Here is a 20,616-nt window from a genome sequence, read left to right on the forward strand (position 1 = left end):
ATGTTATCGCCCGTGGCCTCGCGGCTCATGGCCCCGGTGGCCGGGCGGAGCCTGGCCGTCACCCGCCCGTGGAGCGCACCGCGGAGGTGTCCACGACCTGCTCGGTGGGCAGCCGCGGGGTGTGCGGCGGGCCGGCGTGCGCCGGGTCCGCGAGCCCCATCCGCAGCACCAGGTACGGGTACCCCATCCCGGTGAGCACCTGGCGCAGGGCCTGCCGGGTCCCCTCCACCTCCACCACGCCGGACAGCGGCACCATCGACACGCCCAGCCGGGTGGCGGTCAGCCACGCCGCGGAGAGCGCCTCACCGGCCCGCAGCCAGCTGTCCCGCTCGTCCTCGTCGCCGAAGAGCAGCCCGTACACCGCCGTCCGGTCGTGGCCCTGGCCGACCGGCAGGATGCCGGGGCGGCCGAAGTCCCGACCCGGCACGGTGGTCTGCGGCGCCTGCTCGGGCAGCACCTCGGGCGGCAGGCCGGTGCCCGTGCCCGGGCGGCTCGTCCAGTAGGCCAGCTCCTCGCGCAGCTGCGGGTCCTCCGCCTCGACCGACCCGGCGCGCGATGCCGCGGCGGCCAGATCCATCACCTGGTCGGCGTTGAGGATCTGCAACCGGGCACCCTCGGCGGCGGCCGCCTTCGTGATGTCGTCGACAGCAGAGGTTGGCACGGGCTCGTCGCTGACCGGCCGCCGGTCGGTGTGCCGGACCTGCATGCACTGCACCGTGTGCATGGCGTCCGGGTCCGCCTCGGCGCGCTTGAGGCCGGTGAGCCGGGCCAGCAGCTCAGGATCGCTCGGGTCGGAGATCCGCTCGACCACGAAGGCCCAGCCCTCGGCAGCCAGTGCCACCCGGGCATGGTGCAGGGCCGCGCCGCAGCTCAGCGTGACCAGCCGGCCCTCCGGGTCGGCGGCGGACAGCTGGCGGTCCCGCACGACGTGCAGCTCCAGGGCGTCGGGCAGGACCCGCCAGCGCCACGGCTGCGTGTTGTGCACCGAGGGGGCGTGACCGGCCATCGCGGCGGCCTCCGCGAGGGCGGTGGTCAACGCACGGTCCGGCGTCTCGTGGCTCATCGTCACGACCTTTCGTCTCTGCCCATCGTGCCCCAGCCCGGCGGTGCTCCGGGCGGGGTTGCCGCTCCATCCTGCGGCACGGGCCGCCCGGACGCACGGGTCCGTGGGTCCCGTACCGCCGGGTGCTTCGCCTCCGCCGATCATGGCAGGTCGGACGGATGATTCGTCCGTTGGCATCCTCACCGGTACCCGTCGTTGAGAGGATCCGCAGGTGGGCACCGAGGCACGGGAGTGCGTGCCGGAGCGGCCGGTGCGGCGGCGCTGGGCGCGGGGGCGCGAGTGGGGGCCGCTGGCCGCGCTGACCGTGGGCGTGCTGGTCGGGGCGGGGCTGTGGCTCGCCGGCCGACGCGCCGGGGCGGACTGGCTGTGGGCGGCGGCGACGGTGGCCGCGCTGGCCCCGGCCGCCTGGTCGACGTTGCGCCGGCTGCGGCACCGGCAGTTCGGGGTGGACGTGATCGCCGTCCTCGCGCTGGCCGGCGCGCTCGTCGTCCGCGAGTACCTGGCCGGCGCGGTGATCGCGCTGATGCTGGCCACCGGCCGCTCGCTGGAGTCGTACGCCCAGCGCCGGGCGACCCGCGACCTGCGCGCCCTGCTGGAGCGGGCCCCGCGCTCGGCGCGGCGGCGGCGGCCCGGCGGCGGCATCGAGACGGTCCCGCTGGACCGGGTGGCGGTGGGCGACCGGCTGGTGGTCGGCCCCGGGGACGTGGTGCCCGTCGACGGGACCGTCGAGGAGGCGGCCACCCTCGACGAGTCGGTGGTGACCGGCGAGTCCCAGCTGGTCGCGCGGGCGGCGGGGGAGCCGGTGGCCAGCGGCGTCGTCAACGCCGGGGCCGGCTTCGGGCTGCGGGCCACGAAGAACGCGGCGGCCAGCACGTACGCGGGGATCGTCCGGCTTGCGGAGGAGGCCACCGCGCACAAGGCCCCGATGGTCCGGATGGCCGACCGGTACGCGGCGGCGTTCGTGCCGTTCACCCTGGTCCTGGCCGGCCTGGGCTGGCTGCTGTCCGGTGAGTTCGTGCGGGCCGTGGCGGTGCTGGTGGTGGCCACCCCCTGCCCGCTGCTGCTGGCCACCCCGATCGCGATCGTCTCCGGGCTGTCCCGGGCGGCCCGGCGCGGGGTGCTGGTCCGCGACGGCGGCTCGCTGGAACTGCTGGGTCGGGCCCGTAACCTGCTGGTCGACAAGACCGGCACGCTCACCGCAGGCCGGCCCCACGCCGCCGAGACGGTGGTCGCGCCCGGCGGCGACCGGGACGAGGTGCTGCGGTTGGCGGCCTCGGTGGAGCAGCTCTCCCCGCACGTGTTGGCCGCCGCCCTGGTGCGGCAGGCCCGGGACCGGGGCCTGCCGCTGGCCGAGCCGACCGGGGTGACCGAGGAGCCGGGGCGCGGCGTCAGCGGCCGGGTCGACGGGCGGCTGGTCCGGGTCGGCCAGCTCGACGGGGAACTGCCGCAGTGGGCGGCCGGGGCCGCCGAACGCGCCGAGCTGGCCGGGCGGTCCGTGGTCTGGGTCAGCGACGAGCGGGGGCCGCTGGGGGCGATCCTGCTGGAGGACCCGGTGCGCCCCGACGCCCGGCGGACCGTCCGGCGGCTGCGCGAGGCCGGCCTGACCCGGCTGGTCATGGTCACCGGCGACCGCCGGGCGACCGCCGAGCAGGTCGCCCGGGCCGTCGGCGTCGACGACCTGCTGGCCAGGTGCTCCCCGCAGGAGAAGGCCGCCCGGGTCCGCCAGGAGGCGGAGCGCGCCGTCACCGTGATGGTCGGCGACGGGGTGAACGACGCCCCGGCGCTGGCCGAGGCGCACGTCGGGGTGGCGATGGGGGCCACCGGGGCGACCGCGTCCGCCGGCGTCGCCGACGCGGTGCTCACCGTCGACCGGCTCGACCGGCTCGCCGACGCCGTGGAGATCGCCCGGCACGCCCGCCGGATCGCCACCCAGAGCGCCGTCGTCGGGATGGGGCTGGCCGTGGCGGCGATGCTGGTGGCGGCGGCCGGGAAACTGCCACCGGTGGCCGGCGCGTTCCTCCAGGAGGGCATCGACGTGGTGGTGATCCTCAACGCGTTGCGCGCCCTCGGCGGGGGGCTGCGCCGCCGGGAGGTCCCGGCGGCCACCGGTGAGCTGCTGGACCGGTACGCGGGCGAGCACGGCGGCGTCCGGGACGTGCTGGCCGACCTGCGGGACACCGCCGACCTGGTCGCGACCCACCCGGACTCGCCCGACTGCGTGCCCGCCCTGCGGGAGGTCCATCGGCGGCTCGTCGGGCAGGTGCTGCCGCACGAGGCGGCCGAGGAGCAGCACCTCTATCCGGCGTTGGCCGGGCCGCTCGGCGGCGACGAGGCGACCTCGACGATGAGCCGCGGGCACGTGGAGATCCGCCGCCTGGTCGACGGGATCGGCGGGCACCTGGCGCAGGCCGGCGCCGGGCCGCCGCGTCCCGACCAGGTCACCGACCTGCTCGCCACCCTGTACGGCCTCGACGCCGTCCTGCGCCTGCACCTGGCCCAGGAGGAGGAGGACTACTTCTCGCTGCGCGACTGACGTCGCTCGCGGACCACCGCGACCGGGCAGTGGGCGTGCTGGATGAGCTGTTGGCCGACCGAGCCGAGCAGCATGCCGCGCAGCCCGCCCCGGCCCCGGGTGCCGACCACCACGAGCTGGGCGTCCCGGCTCGCCTCGATCAGCGTGCGGGCCGGGCGGCCGGTCACCACGTCGACGGTCACCTCGACCTCGGGGAACGTCTCCCGCCATCTCGCCAGGGGTTCCATCAGCGCCGCCCGCTCCGCCGCCACCGCGTCGTCGGGGGCGGGGCCGCCGTCCGTCGCCGGCTCCCAGGCCCGCACCACGTGCAGCGGTACGTGCCGCTGGGCCGCCCGCTCGACGGCGAACCCGAGGGCCAGCAGCGATGTCGGCGACCCGTCGACCCCGACCACCACCCGCCCGGGGCGGCCGGCGGCGGCGTCACGGACCACCACCACCGGGCAGTGGGCGTGTGCGGTCACCGACACGGCGGTGGAGCCGACGAGCAGCCCGCCGAACCCGCCGTGACCCCGGCTGCCGAGCACCAGCAGGCCGGCCTCGGCGGAGCGTTCCTCCAGCACCAGCGCGGGCGGCCCGTCGAACACCTCGCCGTGCACGGTCAACCCGGGCCGCGCGGCGGCGGCGTCGGAGGCGGCCGTGCCGACCAGCTCCTCCACCTGCCGCCGGGCGGTCTCGTCGGGCCAGATGCCGGGGGCCACCCCGGGACCGATCCACCCGGCCACGGTCACCCACTCGAAGACGTACGCCAGGCGGACCGGCCGTCCCGTGCGCTCCGCCTCGTCCAACGCCCAGTTCAGGGCGACGGTGGCGTCGGCGGAACCGTCGTAGCCGACCAGGATCTCGTCACTCATCGGGTTCGCCTTTCGTTCGCGACTGCGGGGCTCGCAAGCTCACTCCTCGCGCTCACCGGGTTCGCCTTTCGGTGCCTCAGGGGCCGTCTCCCGGATCCAACGCCACTCGGCCACCCGCGGGTCGTCCTCGCCGAAGCGGCGGGTGTGGTCGCGGCAGGCCTGCCGGACGTCCACCATCTCCTGGCGCAGGCGCGCGGCCCGGGAGGCCAGGCCCGGCGTCCGGTCGATCACGTCGATCACCAGGTGGAACCGGTCGAGGTCGTTGAGCATCACCATGTCGAACGGCGTGGTGGTGGTGCCCTCCTCCTTGTACCCGCGTACGTGCAGGTTGTCGTGGTTGGCCCGGCGGTAGGTGAGCCGGTGGATCAGCCACGGGTAGCCGTGGTAGGCGAAGATGATCGGCTTGTCGCGGGTGAAGATGGTGTCGAACTCGCTGTCCGGCAGGCCGTGCGGGTGTTCCGAGGGCGGCTGGAGGCGCATCAGGTCGACCACGTTGACCACCCGCACCTTCAGCCCGGGCAGGTGCTGGCGGAGCAGCTCGGCGGCGGCCAGGGTCTCCAGCGTCGGCACGTCCCCGGCGCAGCCGAGCACCACGTCCGGCTCGTCGCCGTCGTCGGTGCTGGCCCAGTCCCAGATGCCCAGGCCGCGCCGGCAGTGCTGGATCGCCTCGTCCATGGTCAGCCAGTTCGGCGCGGGCTGCTTGCCCGCCACCACCACGTTGATGTAGTGCCGGCTGCGCAGGCAGTGGTCCATGGTGGACAGCAGGGTGTTGCCGTCCGGCGGCAGGTAGACCCGGACCACCTCGGCCTTCTTGTTCATCACGTGGTCGATGAAGCCCGGGTCCTGGTGGGAGAAGCCGTTGTGGTCCTGCCGCCAGACATGGCTGGAGAGCAGGTAGTTCAGCGAGGCCACCGGCTGCCGCCACGGGATGGCCCGGGTCACCTTCAGCCACTTGGCGTGCTGGTTGACCATCGAGTCGACGATGTGGATGAACGCCTCGTAGCTGGTGAAGATGCCGTGCCGGCCGGTCAGCAGGTACCCCTCCAGCCACCCCTGGCACAGGTGCTCGGAGAGCACCTCCATCACCCGGCCGTCGGGGGAGAGGTGGTCGTCGGCGGCCGTGGTCTCGGCGACGAACGCCCGGTCGGTGACCTCGAAGGCCGCGCCGAGCCGGTTGGAGGCCACCTCGTCGGGGCCGAACAGGCGGAACGTCTGCGGGTTGGCGGTGATCACGTCGCGGACCCACTTGCCGAGCACGCCGGTGGCCCCGGCCGTCGGCTCGCCGGGCCGCTCGACGTCGACCGCGTACTCGCGGAAGTCGGGCAGGTCCAGGTCGCGCAGCACCGTACCGCCGTTGGTGACCGGGTTGGCGCTCATCCTCAGGTCGCCCTTCGGCGGGAGCGCGGCCAGCTCGGCGACCGGTGCGCCGGTGGCGTCGAACAGCTCCTCCGGCCGGTAGCTGCGCAGCCAGCGCTCCAGCTCGGCCAGGTGCTCCGGGTTGTCACGCACCTCGGCGATCGGCACCTGGTGAGCGCGGAACGTCCCCTGCACCTGCTTGCCGTCGACCCTGTCCGGGCCGGTCCAGCCCTTCGGCGTACGCAGGATGATCATCGGCCAGCGGGGGCGCTCGACCGCGCCGCCGGAGCGGGCCCGGCGCTGGATGTCGGCGATCTCGTCGACCGCCCGGTCCAGGGTGGCGGCGAGGAGGTGGTGGACGGTCGTCGGGTCGTCACCGGCGACGACGTACGGCTGGTAGCCGTAGCCGCGCATCATGTCCAGCAGGTCGTCGGTGGGGATCCGGTCCAGCACCGCCGGGTTGGCGATCTTGTAACCGTTCAGGTGCAGGATGGGCAGCACCGCCCCGTCCCGGGCCGGGTTGAGAAAGACGTTGGACAGCCAGCTCCCCGCGAGCGGGCCGGTCTCCGCCTCGCCGTCGCCGATCACGCAGGCGACCAGCAGGTCCGGGTTGTCGAACGCGGCGCCGTACGCGTGGCTCAGCGCGTACCCCAGCTCGCCGCCCTCGTGGATCGAACCCGGCACCTCCGGGGCGACGTGGCTCGGGATGCCGCCGGGGAAGGAGAACTGGCGGAACAGCCGCTGCATGCCCGTCTCGTCGCGGCTCACGGAGTGGTACAGCTCGCTGTAGGTGCCCTCCAGCCAGGTGTTCGCCACCAGGGCGGGGCCGCCGTGCCCGGGGCCGGTGATGAAGATCGTCGGTAGCTTCCGGTCGACGATGATCCGGTTGAGGTGGGTGTAGAGCAGGTTCAAGCCGGGGCTGGTACCCCAGTGGCCGAGCAGCCGCGGCTTGACGTGCTCGGGTCGCAACGGCTCCCGCAGCAGCGGGTTGTCCAGCAGGTAGATCTGCCCGACGGTCAGGTAGTTGGCCGCCCGCCAGTACGCGTCCAGTTGGCGCAGCTCGTCTTCGGTCAAGGGACTGTGCAGATCTACAGCGGTGTCCATGCTGCGTTACCCTCTCGCGGATCGGGGATTTTCGCATCCGGTGTCCCGGCCTTCCCGGCGCGTCCAGCCTCGTCGCCCACCCGGGGAGCGGGCAGGGCCGTTGGTCCCGGGACGCGAGGGCGTCCGGCCCCGGGACGCGCGGGCGTCATGCCCCGTCCGGCGCGGTGGAGACGAGTCCACGGACGACGATGACCGGGGCTGGGGAGTGGTAAAGCAGCGACTGGCTGACCGCGCCGAGCATGCCGCGCAGCGGCTCGTCCCCCCTGCCGGCGACGATCGCGAGCTGCGCCGAGCGGGACCTGTCGACCAGGACATCGCCGGGGTCGCCGACGACGCTGTGGCACTCGGCCCGCACCGAGGGGTGCCGCCGTCCGTACCGGGCCACCGCCTCGGCCAGCTCGGCGCGGGCGTCCTCGGCGGACCCGGCCGTGTCGCCGTCCTCGACCGAGCGCGCCGGCTCGGTGATCCGGACGGCGAGCAGCGGGGCCGACCGGCGGGCGGCGTGGTCGAAGGCGAACCCCAGCGCCGTCCGGGAGCTCATCGACCCGTCGACGCCGACCAGCACCGGGCCCTGCGGCGGCGGCTCGGGGCGCACCACCAGCACCGGGCAGCCGGCCTGGGCGGCGAGCTGCACCGCCAGGGCGTCGGCGGGGATGCAGTCCTCGCAGCGGGACATCCCGCCGTCCCCGACGGCGACCAGGAACGCCGACTCGGAGCGGCGGATCAGCGCGGCCAGCGGGGAGCCCTCGACGATCTCCCCGGACACGGGCAGCGCCGGCTCCACCTCGCCGGCCACGGCGGCGGCCCGCTCGATCAGGTCCTCGGCCTCGGCGCGCGGGCCGGCTGCCGAGGGGGCCTCCAGGGCCGCCGCCCAGTTGAACGCGTGCAGCAGGCTGAGCGGGCGGCCGTGGTTCGCGGCGTCGCGGGCGGCCAGCCGGACGACCTGGAGGGCGTCGTCGTCCGACGAACCGATCGCGGCCACCACCGGCGCGTCGGCGATCGCGGCCATCCGGCCTCACCTCCTCCGGCGACGCGCGGCGGATCCACCTTGCCTGCACACCGAGCGTAGTCGCGGTGGCCTGCCGCCGGGCCGGGATCGGACCGACCGCCCGCGCGGTGGGCCGGACGGGGTGCCCGCCGGGCTGCGGCGGGCATCCCGGTCGCCGTCAGGCGACGGTGCGGTAGATACCCGGTCGCCGTCAGCCGACGGCGCAGGGCACCCCGTTGAGCGAGAACGCCGCCGGGACGCGGTTCTGCCCGGTCCAGCTCGCGAGGAAGCCCACCTCGGCCGTCGCGCCGGCGGGAAGTCGCGCGCCCCAGGCCGGGTTGGTCACCTCGACGGCCGAGCCGTTCTGCCGGTACCCGCCGTTCCACAGCTGGGTGACCTTCTGCCCGTCGGGGAACGCCCAGCGCAGCGTCCAGCCGTCGACCGTCCGGCTGCCGGTGTTGGTGACCCTCAGGGCACCCTGGAAGCCGCCCTGCCACTGGTTGGTGACCGCGTACCCGACCCGGCAGAGTTGCCCCGTGCCGCCGGTCGGGGTCGGGCTGGCGGTGCCGGTCGGGCTGACGGTCGGCGAGACGGTCGGGCTCGGCGATGCCGTCGCGTCTACCCTCGACGGGTCGACGATGCCCCAGTACGCGGGCTTCGCCTGGAGCTGGGTGTCGAACAGCAGCGGCGCGTCCTTGCGGGTCACCGGGAAGGCGTCCAGCCAGGTGTCGTCGTCGGCCAGCCCCCACAGGGTCACCGACGTCAGCTCGCCGGCGTAACGGCGGTACAGGTCGAAGAAGTCCCGGTACCGGTACGCCTGGGTGCGCAGCAGGTTCGCCGGCGGGCTCGGGTACGACTGGCTGTCGTCGGTGTAGATGCTCACGTCCATCTCGGTGATCTGCTGCTCGACCCCGAGCGGCACGAACTTCTGGATCATCGCCTCGGTCTCGGACAGCGACGGCCAGTTCACGTTGACGTGCATCTGGTGGCCGACGCCGTCGACCGGCACCCCCTCGGCCCGGAGCTGGGCGACCAGCGCGTACAGCTTGTCGCGCTTGGCCGGCACGTTGGTGTTGTAGTCGTTGACGTACAGCTTCGCGGTCGGGGCGACCTCGCGGGCCACCCGGAACGCGGTACGGAGGTAGTCCAGCCCGCTGATCTCGTACCACCGGCTGCGCCGCAGTCCGTCGGCCTGGCTCTCGTCGATCACCTCGTTGGCCACGTCCCAGGTGCCGATCCGGTCGCCGTACCGGCCGACGACCGTGCGGATGTGGTTCTCCAGCCGGCTCAGCAGCAGCGCCCGGTCCTCGGCGGTGGCGGTCATCGGGGTGCCGTCGGCGCGGGTGAACACCCAGGCCGGGGTCTGCTGGTGCCAGAGCAGGGTGTGCCCGCGCACCGCCATCGAGTTGCCGGTGGCGAAGTCGACCAGCGCGTCGGCGTCGGTGAACCGGAACTGGCCCTCGGCCGGCTCGGTGGCGTCCCACTTCAGCGAGTTGCCCGGGGTGACCGAGTCGAAGTGCCGGCGCAGCAGGGTGGCGTGCGCCCCGCCGACCTGCGCCATCTCGATCGCCGCGCCGATCGGGAAGTCGTCGGCGAGCACGTCCTTCAGCGCCGGGATGTCGGTCTGCACCGGCGGCGTCGGGACGTACGACACGGTGAGGTCGTCCACGTGCAGCGGGGCGGTCCCGCTGACGGTCTCGACGTACGCGGCGAGGGACTCGACGTCGTACGCGAGGGTGTATCCGCCGCGCAGCTCGGTCCAGCCGTCCGCCGTCACGGTCGTGGCCCCGACCACCTGGTCGTACGAGGCGGTGCCGCCGGTGCTGCGCTGGACGCTGAGCCTGGCCTGGGTGGCGGCCTGCCCGGCGGGGAGCCGGACGAAGACCGAGAGCGTGTAGCGGGTGCCCCTGTCGAGGGTGCCGAGCAGGTTCCGGCTCGGCCCCTGCCAGCTGCTGGTGCGGCCGGAGGTGAGCAGGCTGTACGTGCCGGAGTGGGCGACGGCGGTGCTCGGGGCGAGCGTCTCGCCGCCCCGGGGGCCCCAGCCGGTGGCGGTGCCGTCCTCGAAGGTGTCGGCGACCACGATCACCGGGTCGGCGGCGCGGGCGGGGGCGGTGGTCAGGGGTACGGCGGTGGTGAGGGCGGCCAGGGCCAGCAGCAGCCCGCCGGTGGCGAGGCGGCGGCGCGTGGCGACAGCGCGCATGGGTGTCTTCCTTCCGTGGGGTGCGGGGGTGCGCGCCCGCCGTCGGCCGGTGGCCGGGAACGGGGGAGCGGACGCGCGACGAGGGCCGGCATGAGCCCACATGCCGGTTCGCGTGTCCTGCTCCACGGACGACGGCGTCCAGCCGGACGCCGTCGATGCGCGTCGATGCTACGCGGGGGCCCGGTACGTGCGCCAGGCGTCAACTTCTGTTGACACGCGGGGTTCTGTCAATGTAAGTTGACGACATGAGTCAGGCAACGGAACTCGCGGCGGCGGCCGGCAGCACCGATCCCCGGGTCGGTCTGCGCGCCGTGCGCGCCCTGCGCCGGCTCCTCGAACGGCTGGAGGTGGTCCAGGTGGACAACGCCCGACGACAGGGCTGGTCCTGGCAGGAGATCGCCGACGCCCTTGAGGTCAGCCGGCAGGCGGTCCACAAGAAGCACGCCGGGCGACCGGCGGCCCCGAACTCCTGGGAGGCGTGATGTTCGAACGGTTCACCGACCGGGCCCGTGAGGTGGTCCGGGCGGCCCGCGACGAGGCCCGGGCCGCCGGCCGACGCCAGATCGACACCGAGCACCTGCTGCTCGCCGTCCTCGCCGACGCCGACAGCCTCGCGGCACGGGTGCTGCGCGACGCCGGCGTCCGCGCCGACGACCTGCGCGCCGCCGTCGCCCGGCACACCGCCGACGGCGGGGCGGGGCTCGCCGAGGCCGACGTCGCCGCGCTGCGCGAGATCGGCATCGACCTCTCCGCCGTCCTCGCCCGCGTCGAGGAGTCCTTCGGCCCCGACGCGCTGCGCGCCGCCGCCCCGGGCCCGCGCCGCCGCTGGCTCCGCCGGCAGCAGCCCGGCGGAGTGTTCTCGCCACGGGCGAAGAAGGTGCTGGAGCTGGCGTTGCGGGAGGCGCTCGGGCTGAGGCACCGGCACATCGGCACCGAGCACATCCTGCTCGGCCTGCTCCGCGAGGCCGGCGGGACGGCCGCCCTGGTGCTCACCGAGGCCGGGCTCGACCTGGCCGACCTACGACGCCGGGTGGAGGCCGCCCTGCGGATGGCGGCCTAGAAGGGGAGGGAGGGCCCTTCTAGGCCTCCGGCGGCGACGTCGACCCCGACGGCTGGGAGGCCCGGGTGGGCGGAAGCGGCACCTCCCTCCCCGCAAACCTGTTTTCGGTGCGCGCAACCTCACGGGTCGCCGGGTCGCCGCCCGGTCGGAGTTGCTGCACACTGGCGCCGTGGATGCTGAGCAGGACACGCGTTCGAGCGCCGCCGACGGCGGGTTGCGCTCCGCGGTGGTGGTCAACCCGGTGAAGGTGACCGATCTCGACGAGCTGCGCGAGACCGTCGACGCCGCCCTCACCGCCGCCGGCTGGCCCGAGCCGCTGTGGTTCGAGACCACCCCCGACGACCCGGGCCGAGGTCAGACCGAGGAAGCCGTCAAGGCGGGCGTCGACGTGGTCTTCGCCTGCGGCGGGGACGGCACCGTGATGTCCTGCGTCAGCGGCCTGGTCGGCACCGACGTGGCCCTGGCCGTCCTGCCCCAGGGCACCGGCAACCTGCTCGCCGCCAACCTCGGCCTCTCCACCGACCTGGCCGCCGGGCTGGAGGTGGCCGTCGAGCGGGGCCGCCGACAGCTCGACGTCGGCGAGGTCGAGAACAACTACTTCACCGTGATGGCCGGGATGGGCTTCGACGCCCAGATGCTCGACGCCACCTCGGAGACCACCAAGGCCCGCATCGGCTGGCCCGCGTACGTCGTGGGGGCCGCCCGGCACCTGCGGGACCGGCCGATGAGGGTCTCCATCCGCATCGACGACCGGCCACGGTTGCGCCGCCGGGCCCGCTCGGTGCTGATCGCCAACGTCGGCCGGCTCCAGGGCGGGGTCACCCTGCTCACCGACGCCGAACCGGACGACGGCTGGCTCGACGTCGCGGTGCTCACCCCGCGTACGCTGCGGCACTGGCTGGCCATGGGCTGGGCGCTGGCCCGACGCCGGGGCAGCGTGCCCCGGATGGAGGTCTTCCGCGCCCGCAGGGTGGAGATCACCAGTAACCGCCCTCAGCCGCGCGAGCTGGACGGCGATCTCATCGCCCCCGGCCGGCGGCTCGTGGCGGAGATCCGTCCCCGCGCCCTGTGGCTCTGCGTGCCGCAACCCGAGGAGACGCCCGACCTCGCCGTCGACGCGTCCGCAGCCGGGGAGCGGGGCGAGGAGCTGGTCGAGGAGGCGCGCCGTGAGTAGCACCAAGATGGTGCCGGAGACCCGGCTGATGTCCGACCAGGAGCTGTCGGCCGACGACGCCTGGCACACGCTGCGCCGGCAGGGCGGCTGGTGCCTGCTGCGGGACGCGTTCGTCCGGTTCCGCTACGGCGACGGGTTCAGCCACTCCCGGGCGTTCGCGTTGCAGCTCTGCCTCGCCGTGGTGCCGTTCATGATCGCCCTCACCGGCCTGATCACCGACCTCGGCGCCGACGCGGGCGGCGCGGTGGTCGCCGACACCGTCCTCGCCCTGACCCCCGGGCAGAGCGAGGCGATGGTGCAGGACCTGCTGGTCGACAGCGAGCGCACCGAGGACGCCGGCGAGCTGGCGCTGACCCTCGGCCTGCTCACCGGCCTCGTCGCGCTCACCACCACCATGGCGCAGATCGAGCGGGGCGCGAACCGGATCTACGGCGTCGAGCGGGACCGTCCGGCGCTGTGGAAGTACCTGCGCGCCGCCGTGCTCGCGGTCGCCGCGGGCGTCCCGGCGCTGACCGGCTTCCTGATCCTCGTCGGCGGCGGGGCGATGGGCGACTCGGTGCGGCGGCACTACGAGTGGGGCGAGTTCGCCCGCGGCGCGTGGGACGTGGTCCGCTGGCCGCTGAGCCTCGGGCTGACCGTGCTCGCCGTGGCCCTGCTGTTCCGGCACGCGCCCCGACGCAACCAGCCCGGCCTGTCCTGGCTGTTCTTCGGCGCCGGCATCGCCACCGCGCTGTGGTGGCTGGCCAGCCTGCTGCTGGCCGCGTACGTGCAGGTCAGCGACGGGTTCGGTCAGACGTACGGGGCGCTGACCGGGATGATGGCGCTGCTGCTCTGGGCCAACCTCACCGGGATGGCGCTGTTCGGCGGGCTGGCCTTCGCCGCCCAGCTCGAGGCGATGCGGATCGGCGTGCAGGAGCCGGCCCAGCCGGACCTGTGGCAGCCCGAGGCCGAGCGCGAGGAGATCCACGACACCGGCGAGATGACCTCGCTCTGACCCGTCGGCGATCCCCCACGGTGTACGCGACCACCGAACCGGGTAAACCGCCTCGCCAGGACAGACAAGGGAGGTGCGGGATGACCGCGGTCAAAGAGGTGGTGCGGCGACCACTCGGCCATTTCGCTGAGCGGAGCATCGTGGGGCTGGTGGCCGTCGGCGGCGCGGGGGTCGCCTTCGGCCTGCTGCTCATGCTCGTACGCTTCCGCTGGAGCCCGCTGAACGACGCCGACCACGAGGTCGCGGAGTGGTTCAACGGGCTCGTCGCGCCGCACGGCGCCCTGGTGACCGTGCTTCAGGCGATCACCGATCTGGGCGGGCGGCCGGTGCTGATCTGGCTGGTCAGCGTCGCCGTGATCGGGCTGCTGATCCGGCGTCAGGCCCGGCTGGCCGTCTACCTGATCATCACCGGGGTCGGCGGGCTGATCCTCGACCCGTCGCTGAAGGCCCTGGTCGGTCGGCTCCGCCCGGTGGTGGACGTGCCGATCGCCAGCGCCCCCGGCAACAGCTTCCCCAGCGGGCACGCCCTCGGCTCGTTCGTCGCGTACGGGGCGCTGCTGCTGGTGTTCCTGCCGGCCATGGCGCCCCGCTGGCGCAAGCCGGCGATCGCCATCGCCGCCGTGCTGGTGGCGCTGATCGGGCTGACCCGGATCGCGCTGGGCGTGCACTACGTCTCGGACGTGATCGGCGGCTGGCTGCTCGGCGCGGCCTGGTTGGGCGTCACCGCGTACGCCTTCCGGCTGTGGCGGCGCGAGCGCGGCCGGCCGGTGCCGCCGCTGACCGAGGGCCTGGAGCCCGAGGCGGGGCACGACATCGCCCCCGCCCCGGCCGAGGAGCACGTGCTGGAGCACCCCCGCTCCACCGTCGCCGAGCTGCTGGTCGGCTGGGTGCTGGTGTTCGGCGCCCTGTACGCCTTCGGCACGTTCGTCAGCTACCACGCCAAGGACACCTTCTTCGGCACCCTGGACACCGAGGTCCCGCGCTGGTTCGCCGAGCGGCACACCGACACGCTGACCGACGTGAGCTGGTGGTGGAGCAAGCTCGGCGACACCCACGCGATCCTGATCGTCTCGCTGGTCTTCTGCCCGCTGGTGCTCGCCGTGTGGCGGCGCTGGCGACCGGTGCTCTTCGTGGCGCTGGCGATGTTCGGCGAGCTGACCCTCTTCCTCGCCTCCGCCCACGTCGTCGACCGGCCCCGCCCGCCGGTGGAGAACCTGGACGGGCAGATGCCCACCTCGTCGTTCCCGTCCGGGCACATCGCCGCCACCATCTGCCTCTGGCTGGCCATCGCGGTCATCGTGTTCCCCCGCACCGACCGCTGGTGGCGGTGGATCTTCGTGGCCCTGGCCGTGATCATGCCGGTCGGCGTGGCCACCTCCCGGATGTACCGGGGCATGCACCACCCCACCGACTTCATGGGCGCGATCCTGCTCAGCGCCCTGTGGATCGGCCTGCTCTACTGGGCGATCCGCCCCAACGCCGATGTGGCCGAGGGCAATCAGCCGGCCATCTCCTCGGAGCAGGTCGACGAGCTGGACGACGAGCTGGCCAAGGCCGGCCGGCCGGACTGACCCGCGCCATGCTGCGGGTGATGACCTGGAACATCAGGACGGGCGGCCGGGACCGGACAGGTCCCGGCCGGCTGGACCGGGTGGCCCGGGTCGTCGCCGCGCAGCGGCCGGACCTGCTGGCCGTCCAGGAACTGCGGGGCTTCGACTCCGGCGGCGTGCTGGCCGGGTTCGCCGCCGAGGTGGGCATGCGGCCGTACCTGGCCCGTTCCTGCCTCGGCCAGCCGGTTGCGGTGCTGGTCCGCGCGCCGCTGCGGGTGCTCGCGGCGGGCCCGGTCCGCCGCCCGTTCCACCACGCCGCCGTACGGGTCACCGTGGCCACCGACGCCGGGCCGTTCACCCTGTTCGCCGCCCACCTCGACCCGTACACCGGGCTGCGGCGGCGGATCGAGGCCGGCTGGCTGGCCGCCGCCGTCCGCCGGGCCCCCGGGGAGCTGGCGCTGCTGGCCGGGGACCTGAACACCCTCGACCCGGGCACCGACCACTCCGCCCGGGTCGCCCGGCTGCCGCCCGCGTACCGCCGCCGTCACCTGCGTCGGGACGGCCGGACGGTGGAGACCCGGGCGGTGGCCCGACTCGCCGCCGCCGGGCTGGTCGACCTGTACGCCGCGCGCTCGCCCGGCGACGAGGGGCTGACGGCGCCCACCCGGCACGGCGGCGGCGTCGAGTTCTCCGGCATGCGGCTGGACTACCTCTTCGGCACCCGTGCACTGGCCCGGCTGGTCCGGTCCTGCGAGGTGCGGCGCGGCGGCGACACCGAGTACGCCTCCGACCATTATCCGGTGCTCGCCGAGCTCGACCTGATCCCGGCCTGATCGGTGCGCCCCGCGCCCCGGCATGCCCTCGCGGGACGGTCACCGTTGCCGGAGCTTTCTACGCTCGGCCCGTGAACACCGCCCCGACCGGGCAACCGGAACCGCCTCCGCTGCTCGCCGTGATCGCCCGGGGCGTGGCCCTGGTCGTGGTGCTGCCCGTACGGCTGGTCTGGGAACTGTTGGCCGGCTCCGCCCGGTGGCTGGCCCGCCAACTGCTCAGCCCGCTCGGCCGGGCCCTGCGGGCCTGGGTGCTGCGTCCCCTTGCCTGGCTCCTGGACCGGCTGGTCTGGATACCGCTGGTGTGGCTGACGAGGCACCTGCTCTGGCACCCGCTGGTCTGGGTCTTCCGGACGCTGGTCCGGCCCGTGGCGCGCCTGCTCGTGGGGGCGGCCGACTGGCTGATCCGCAACATGCTGGTGCCCCTGGTGCGGGCCTTCGGCCCGGCGCTGGCCGCCGTCGGGCGCGGGCTGTGGTGGCTGCTGCGGCTGGTGGCCGATGCCCTCGGGTACGCCTGGCGGCTCACGGGCCGCATCGTCGACTTTCTCCACCGGCTGCTGCTCCGCCCGGCCGGCCTGGCCCTGCGCTGGCTGTGGCGGCACACCGCCGTCCCGACCGGACGGGTCCTGCGCGCCGCCTGGCGGGCCACGGTCACCCCGACAGTCCGCTGGCTCCGCGACTCGATCCTGACCCCGATCCGCCGAGCCACCCGCGATCTCCTGACCGCCCTCGGCCTCCGCCGCTGACCCACCCCACCCACCCCGAACCCCGTCGATCTTGCACTTCGGGCCCCGGCCAAAGGGGCGAAAGCCTCATCACGGGGGCCGCAAGTGCAAGATCGCGGGAAACGGGGTGGGGCGGGGGTTAGAGGAGGAGGTTGAGGAGGACGGTCAGGGCGATCGAGGCCAGGAGCGAGAAGAGGATCATCAGGAGACAGCCGAGGCCACCGCCGAGCGGGCGGATCTCCGTGTTGCCGATGCGCATGGCGGTCCTTGTCCTAGTGCGGGGCGAGCAGGGCGCGTACCGCCGCGGCGACCTCGGCCGGGGCGGTGGTGGCGGCATTGTGGGCGGCGCCCGCGACGACAGCCGTGCGGGCGTTCGGTACCAGGCGGGTGAGCTGGTCCCGCCAGGCGGCCGGGGCCACCGGGTCGCGGGAGCCGGCGATCACCAGGGTGGGTGCGGCGACCCGGGCGGCGTCCGCCTCGATCGCGTTGCGCACCGAGTGCGAGAGGGTGGCGAACACCCGCGGAGGGCGGGCGTCCCAGACGTCGCGGAGCAGGACCGGGGCCTGCAACGGCGCCTCGCGCAGGGTGTCGACCAGCCAGCGACCGAACTGTGCTCGCCGGGTGCGGGCGGCCGGGTCGCTGGTCGGCCCGGCCAGCACCAGCGCCCGGACCCGCCCGGGGTGGCGGGCGGCCAGCGCGGCGGCCACCTCCGCGCCGAACGAGTGCCCCAGTACGCACGCGGGCGGCAGCCCGTACGCGGTCAGCCACGCCGCCAGGTGCTCGGCGTGCCGGGTGACGTCGTACGCGCCGGACGGGTGGGCGCTGAGTCCGAAGCCGGGCAGGTCCGGCACGTACACCGGGTGGGTGGGCGCCAGCGCCAGGGCCAGCGGGGTGAGGTAGCGGTGCGACACCGCCAGCCCGTGCACCAGCACCACGGGCGGGGCCCCGGTGCGCGGGTCGGCGGTGCGGCGGGTGTGCGTACGCAGGCCGTCGACCAGCCGCCACTCGCTGGTCAGCCCGGCGGCGGGTCGGGGAGCGGCCAGGGCGAGCCGCAGTTGCGCCGGGGAGAACCCCACCGGTGGGGCCGCAGCGGACGGGCCCCTCGGCCGGACCGTGGCCGTCACAGCTCGCGGAGTCGGGGGAGTAGTTCCTCCCGGGCCCAGTCCAGGAACATCGGCTGGGTGTCGCCGCCGACCTGGACGAGCGCGACGTGGGTGAAGCCGGCGTCGACGAACTTCTTGAACGCCTCCACGTGCCGCTCGGTGTCCGGGCCGCAGGAGATCCCCTCGGCGACATCCTCCTCGCGGACGGACTGGGTCGCGGCGGCGAACGCGTCGGGGTCGGGCAGGTCGGCGTTGACCTTCCAGCCCATCCCGAACCAGCGGAACTGGTCGTGCACGATCTTGCGGCACTCCGCCTCGTCCGGGCCGTAGCAGATCGCCACCTGGCCGTACCGGGGACGACCCGCGCCGCCCGCCTCGTCGTACATCTGGATGATGTGCGGGTCCGGCTCGGTGGCGACGATCCCGTCCGCGTAGTCGGCGGCCAGCGTCGCCGACTGCCGGCCGGACGCGGCGACGGCCATCGGCACCGGGCGGCCGGGCCGGTCCCAGACGTACGCGTCGGGGACGTCGTAGTGGTTGCCGGAGAAGGTCAGCGTCTCGCCGTTGAGCAGCGGCCGGATGATCTGCAACGCCTCCTCGAACATCTCGTGCCGCTGCTGCACGTGCGGCCAGCCGCCGACGATGTGTTCGTTGAGGTTCTCCCCGGCGCCCAGGCCGAGGGTGAACCGGCCGTCCGAGAGCACCCCGATCGTGCTGGCCTTCTGCGCCACGACGGCGGGGTGGTAGCGGCGGATCGGGCAGGTCACGAAGGACATCAGCTCGGCCCGGCTGGTGGCGTGGGCGACCGCCCCGAGCACCGACCAGGCGTACGGGGCGTGGCCCTGGGAGTCCAGCCAGGGGTAGTAGTGGTCGGAGATCACGAGCTGGTCGAAGCCGGCAGCCTCGGCACGCACCGCGTGGTCCACCAACTCCTTGGGGCCGGCCTGCTCGCACATCAGGGTGTAACCGACGTTGACCATCGCGACATCTCCTTCGCTCTTCCGATCGTCCCCGGATACCCCGACCGCCCGTCGTCAACCCTCGGATCCGCTTCGCCCCGTCCCCGCCCCGCCCGCCCGCGCCCCGCCCGTGCCCGCATTTTCCGGGAAAGAGTGGTCATTCCGGTGCGGTTGGCCACTCTTTCCGTGAACGAGTGGGTGGAAGCGTGGGACTTAACCGGTTCAGGGTGACTCGGCCGTGGGGATGATCGCCGGGTCGCGATGGGATCAGGTTGTCGCGGGAGGCGTGGCCGATCGCCCAGCAGGACGGGTTCGGGTGCCGTAGGCGGGCGGGCCAGCCACGGGTCCCGACGTCGGTCGGGCACTTACTGAACCGGTTGCTCCGGACAGGATATCGGCTTACGCTGATCCCTGCGCCGTCGGGAGCCGGACGGGCGGCTGACGGGCCAGTCGCCTTCTACGTCACCACCACCGCACCCCCGCCTGGGCACGGGGGGACCCCTCCCTGAGGAAGGCCATGAGAAAACGTCTCTCCGTCGCGGGCGTCGCCCTGCTGACGGTCCTCGCCGCCGTGTTCGCCTTCGGGCAGCCGGCGCACGCCGCCGCCGGCTTCTCCGTCGCCAACGGCAAGCTGTACGACGCCAACGGCACCGAGTTCGTCATGCGGGGCGTCAACCACGCCCACACCTGGTACGCGCAGCAGACCAGCTCCTTCGCCAACGTCAAGGCTCTCGGGGCGAACACCGTGCGGGTGGTGCTGGCCAGCGGCGACCGCTGGGCCAAGAACGACACCGCCGACGTCACCAACGTCATCTCGCTGTGCAAGGCCAACAAGCTGATCTGCGTGCTGGAGGTGCACGACACCACCGGCTACGGCGAGCAGGCCGGCGCGATCACCCTGGACCGGGCGGTCGACTACTGGCTCAGCATCTCCAGCGCCCTCGCCGGCCAGGAGAAGTACGTCATCGTCAACATCGGCAACGAGCCGTACGGCAACCAGGGCTACGGCACCTGGGCGACCGACTCGGCCAACGCGATCAAGCGGCTGCGCGCCGCCGGCCTGACGCACACCATCATGGTCGACGCCCCGAACTGGGGTCAGGACTGGTCGTTCACCATGCGCGACAACGCCGCGTCGGTCTTCGCGGCCGACCCGCAGAAGAACACCGTCTTCTCCATCCACATGTACGGCGTCTTCGACACCGCCGCGGAGATAACCGACTACCTGGGCCGGTTCCGCACCGCGAAGCTGCCGATCGTGGTCGGCGAGTTCGGCTTCGACCACTCCGACGGCAACCCGGACGAGGACACCATCCTGTCGTACAGCCAGGCCAACGGGATCGGGTACCTGGGCTGGTCGTGGAGCGGCAACGGCGGCGGAGTCGAGTACCTCGACATGGCCACCAACTTCAACCCGGCGGCCCTGACCACCTGGGGGCAGCGGATCTTCAACGGGGCCAACGGCATCAGGGCGACGTCGAGGGAGGCCTCGGTGTACGGCGGGGTCACCCCGACGACTCCGCCGCCCACCACGCCCCCGCCCACCACGCCCCCGCCCACCACGCCCCCGCCGACGACGCCGCCGCCCACGACTCCGCCGCCCACCGGCGGCTGCACGGCGACGTACACGATCGTCAACCAGTGGCAGGGCGGCTTCCAGGGCGAGGTCAAGGTGACCGCCGGCTCCGCCGCGATCAACGGCTGGACGACGAGGTGGACGTACGCCAACGGCCAGACCGTCACCCAGTCCTGGAACGCCACGGTGACCAGCAGCGGGTCGGCCGTGACCGCCCACAACGTGGCCTACAACGGCAGGCTCGGCACCGGGGCCAGCACCAGCTTCGGCTTCATCGGCAGCTCGGGCGGCACCAACACCGTCCCCGCCGTCACCTGCACCGCCTCCTGACACCCCGCGGTGGCCGGGTCCGTACGGACCCGGCCACCCTCTTTTCGGGTACGTGGACCCGGCCGCCCCCGTTTCCGGCACGCCGACGCGCGGCGCCGGTCCCGGCGCTGGTGTCGTCCGCAGGCGCTGACGTCGGTTGGAGGGCTGGCGCCGACGACGTCGACTCAGGCGCCGGAGTCGGCGCCGACCGAGCGGTGACACCTGCCCGATCGCCTTTGCT

General features: G+C 74.0%; 15 protein-coding genes and 2 pseudogenes. 10 read left to right on the forward strand and 7 right to left on the reverse strand.

The window, feature by feature from the left end; genetic code table 11:
- Nucleotides 1-58: 58 nt before the first annotated feature.
- Nucleotides 59-1,063, reverse strand: coding sequence for an Acg family FMN-binding oxidoreductase (locus ABT023_RS15390; protein ID WP_350885739.1), 1,005 nt, complete (start codon nt 1,061-1,063; stop codon nt 59-61).
- Nucleotides 1,064-1,274: 211 nt separating this feature from the next.
- Between ABT023_RS15390 and ABT023_RS15395 the strand changes: the two genes are divergently transcribed.
- On the forward strand, nt 1,275-3,596 hold the full coding sequence (locus tag ABT023_RS15395; protein ID WP_350885741.1) for a heavy metal translocating P-type ATPase: 2,322 nt from the start codon (nt 1,275-1,277) through the stop codon (nt 3,594-3,596).
- On the opposite strand, the gene ABT023_RS15400 is transcribed toward ABT023_RS15395, so the two are convergent.
- From ABT023_RS15400 to ABT023_RS15415, 4 genes are all read right to left on the reverse strand, one after another.
- Entirely contained in the window at nt 3,575-4,447 is an 873-nt protein-coding gene (locus ABT023_RS15400; protein ID WP_350885743.1) for a universal stress protein, read from the reverse strand. The genes ABT023_RS15395 and ABT023_RS15400 overlap by 22 nt on opposite strands.
- Before the next feature lie 39 nt (nt 4,448-4,486).
- A complete protein-coding gene (locus ABT023_RS15405; RefSeq protein ID WP_350885745.1) occupies nt 4,487-6,907 on the reverse strand; it encodes a phosphoketolase family protein in 2,421 nt (806 codons plus the stop codon).
- A gap of 145 nt (nt 6,908-7,052) precedes the next feature.
- On the reverse strand, nt 7,053-7,916 hold the full coding sequence (locus tag ABT023_RS15410; protein ID WP_350885747.1) for a universal stress protein: 864 nt from the start codon (nt 7,914-7,916) through the stop codon (nt 7,053-7,055).
- A gap of 190 nt (nt 7,917-8,106) precedes the next feature.
- A complete protein-coding gene (locus tag ABT023_RS15415) occupies nt 8,107-10,095 on the reverse strand; it encodes an endo-1,4-beta-xylanase (RefSeq protein WP_350885749.1) in 1,989 nt (662 codons plus the stop codon).
- A 245-nt stretch (nt 10,096-10,340) separates the two neighbouring features.
- Between ABT023_RS15415 and ABT023_RS15420 the strand changes: the two genes are divergently transcribed.
- The 8 genes and pseudogenes from ABT023_RS15420 to ABT023_RS15450 all read left to right on the forward strand — a co-directional run bounded on the left by ABT023_RS15420 (nt 10,341) and on the right by ABT023_RS15450 (nt 16,449).
- Nucleotides 10,341-10,577: an HTH domain-containing protein gene (locus tag ABT023_RS15420; protein ID WP_350885751.1), complete on the forward strand. Its 237-nt coding sequence runs from the start codon at nt 10,341-10,343 to the stop codon at nt 10,575-10,577.
- Nucleotides 10,577-10,768: pseudogene (locus ABT023_RS29120) on the forward strand (Clp protease N-terminal domain-containing protein); the annotation flags it as partial. The gene ABT023_RS15420 and the pseudogene ABT023_RS29120, both read left to right, overlap by 1 nt.
- 162 nt (nt 10,769-10,930) lie before the next feature.
- Nucleotides 10,931-11,155: pseudogene (locus ABT023_RS29125) on the forward strand (Clp protease N-terminal domain-containing protein); the annotation flags it as partial.
- A gap of 169 nt (nt 11,156-11,324) precedes the next feature.
- The gene (locus tag ABT023_RS15430; RefSeq protein WP_350885755.1) at nt 11,325-12,329 is read left to right on the forward strand and encodes a diacylglycerol/lipid kinase family protein; all 1,005 of its coding nucleotides are present in this window, start codon (nt 11,325-11,327) and stop codon (nt 12,327-12,329) included.
- Nucleotides 12,322-13,323: a YihY/virulence factor BrkB family protein gene (locus ABT023_RS15435; RefSeq protein WP_350885757.1), complete on the forward strand. Its 1,002-nt coding sequence runs from the start codon at nt 12,322-12,324 to the stop codon at nt 13,321-13,323. Before ABT023_RS15430 ends, ABT023_RS15435 begins: the two co-directional genes overlap by 8 nt.
- An 80-nt stretch (nt 13,324-13,403) precedes the next feature.
- On the forward strand, nt 13,404-14,894 hold the full coding sequence (locus ABT023_RS15440; RefSeq protein ID WP_350885759.1) for a phosphatase PAP2 family protein: 1,491 nt from the start codon (nt 13,404-13,406) through the stop codon (nt 14,892-14,894).
- A gap of 8 nt (nt 14,895-14,902) precedes the next feature.
- Nucleotides 14,903-15,706 (forward strand): endonuclease/exonuclease/phosphatase family protein, encoded by an 804-nt coding sequence (locus tag ABT023_RS15445; protein ID WP_350885761.1) that lies wholly within the window; start codon nt 14,903-14,905, stop codon nt 15,704-15,706.
- A gap of 71 nt (nt 15,707-15,777) precedes the next feature.
- Entirely contained in the window at nt 15,778-16,449 is a 672-nt protein-coding gene (locus ABT023_RS15450) for a hypothetical protein (protein WP_350885763.1), read from the forward strand.
- A gap of 251 nt (nt 16,450-16,700) precedes the next feature.
- Here the strand turns inward: ABT023_RS15450 and ABT023_RS15455 are convergent, their stop codons facing one another.
- Complete coding sequence (locus tag ABT023_RS15455; RefSeq protein WP_350885765.1) at nt 16,701-17,504, reverse strand: alpha/beta fold hydrolase; 804 nt, start codon at nt 17,502-17,504, stop codon at nt 16,701-16,703.
- 44 nt (nt 17,505-17,548) lie between these two features.
- Complete coding sequence (locus tag ABT023_RS15460) at nt 17,549-18,511, reverse strand: TIGR03557 family F420-dependent LLM class oxidoreductase (RefSeq protein WP_350885767.1); 963 nt, start codon at nt 18,509-18,511, stop codon at nt 17,549-17,551.
- Between the two features lie 496 nt (nt 18,512-19,007).
- On the opposite strand from ABT023_RS15460, the gene ABT023_RS15465 reads away from it, so the two are divergent.
- Complete coding sequence (locus tag ABT023_RS15465; protein WP_350885769.1) at nt 19,008-20,396, forward strand: cellulase family glycosylhydrolase; 1,389 nt, start codon at nt 19,008-19,010, stop codon at nt 20,394-20,396.
- The last annotated feature ends 220 nt before the right edge of the window (nt 20,397-20,616 follow it).

The organism is Micromonospora sp. NPDC002296 (assembly GCF_040296145.1).
Lineage (GTDB): Bacteria > Actinomycetota > Actinomycetes > Mycobacteriales > Micromonosporaceae > Micromonospora.

What these genes read in the sequence shown, in the direction of transcription:
- ABT023_RS15445 (WP_350885761.1), top strand. Translation starts at nt 14,903, where the DNA reads ATGCTGCGGGTGATGACCTGGAACATCAGGACGGGCGGCCGGGACCGG.
- ABT023_RS15415 (WP_350885749.1), bottom strand. Translation starts at nt 10,095, where the DNA reads ATGCGCGCTGTCGCCACGCGCCGCCGCCTCGCCACCGGCGGGCTGCTG.
- ABT023_RS15460 (WP_350885767.1), bottom strand. Translation starts at nt 18,511, where the DNA reads ATGGTCAACGTCGGTTACACCCTGATGTGCGAGCAGGCCGGCCCCAAG.
- ABT023_RS15465 (WP_350885769.1), top strand. Translation starts at nt 19,008, where the DNA reads ATGAGAAAACGTCTCTCCGTCGCGGGCGTCGCCCTGCTGACGGTCCTC.
- ABT023_RS15420 (WP_350885751.1), top strand. Translation starts at nt 10,341, where the DNA reads ATGAGTCAGGCAACGGAACTCGCGGCGGCGGCCGGCAGCACCGATCCC.
- ABT023_RS15405 (WP_350885745.1), bottom strand. Translation starts at nt 6,907, where the DNA reads ATGGACACCGCTGTAGATCTGCACAGTCCCTTGACCGAAGACGAGCTG.
- ABT023_RS15390 (WP_350885739.1), bottom strand. Translation starts at nt 1,063, where the DNA reads ATGAGCCACGAGACGCCGGACCGTGCGTTGACCACCGCCCTCGCGGAG.
- ABT023_RS15400 (WP_350885743.1), bottom strand. Translation starts at nt 4,447, where the DNA reads ATGAGTGACGAGATCCTGGTCGGCTACGACGGTTCCGCCGACGCCACC.
- ABT023_RS15410 (WP_350885747.1), bottom strand. Translation starts at nt 7,916, where the DNA reads ATGGCCGCGATCGCCGACGCGCCGGTGGTGGCCGCGATCGGTTCGTCG.
- ABT023_RS15440 (WP_350885759.1), top strand. Translation starts at nt 13,404, where the DNA reads ATGACCGCGGTCAAAGAGGTGGTGCGGCGACCACTCGGCCATTTCGCT.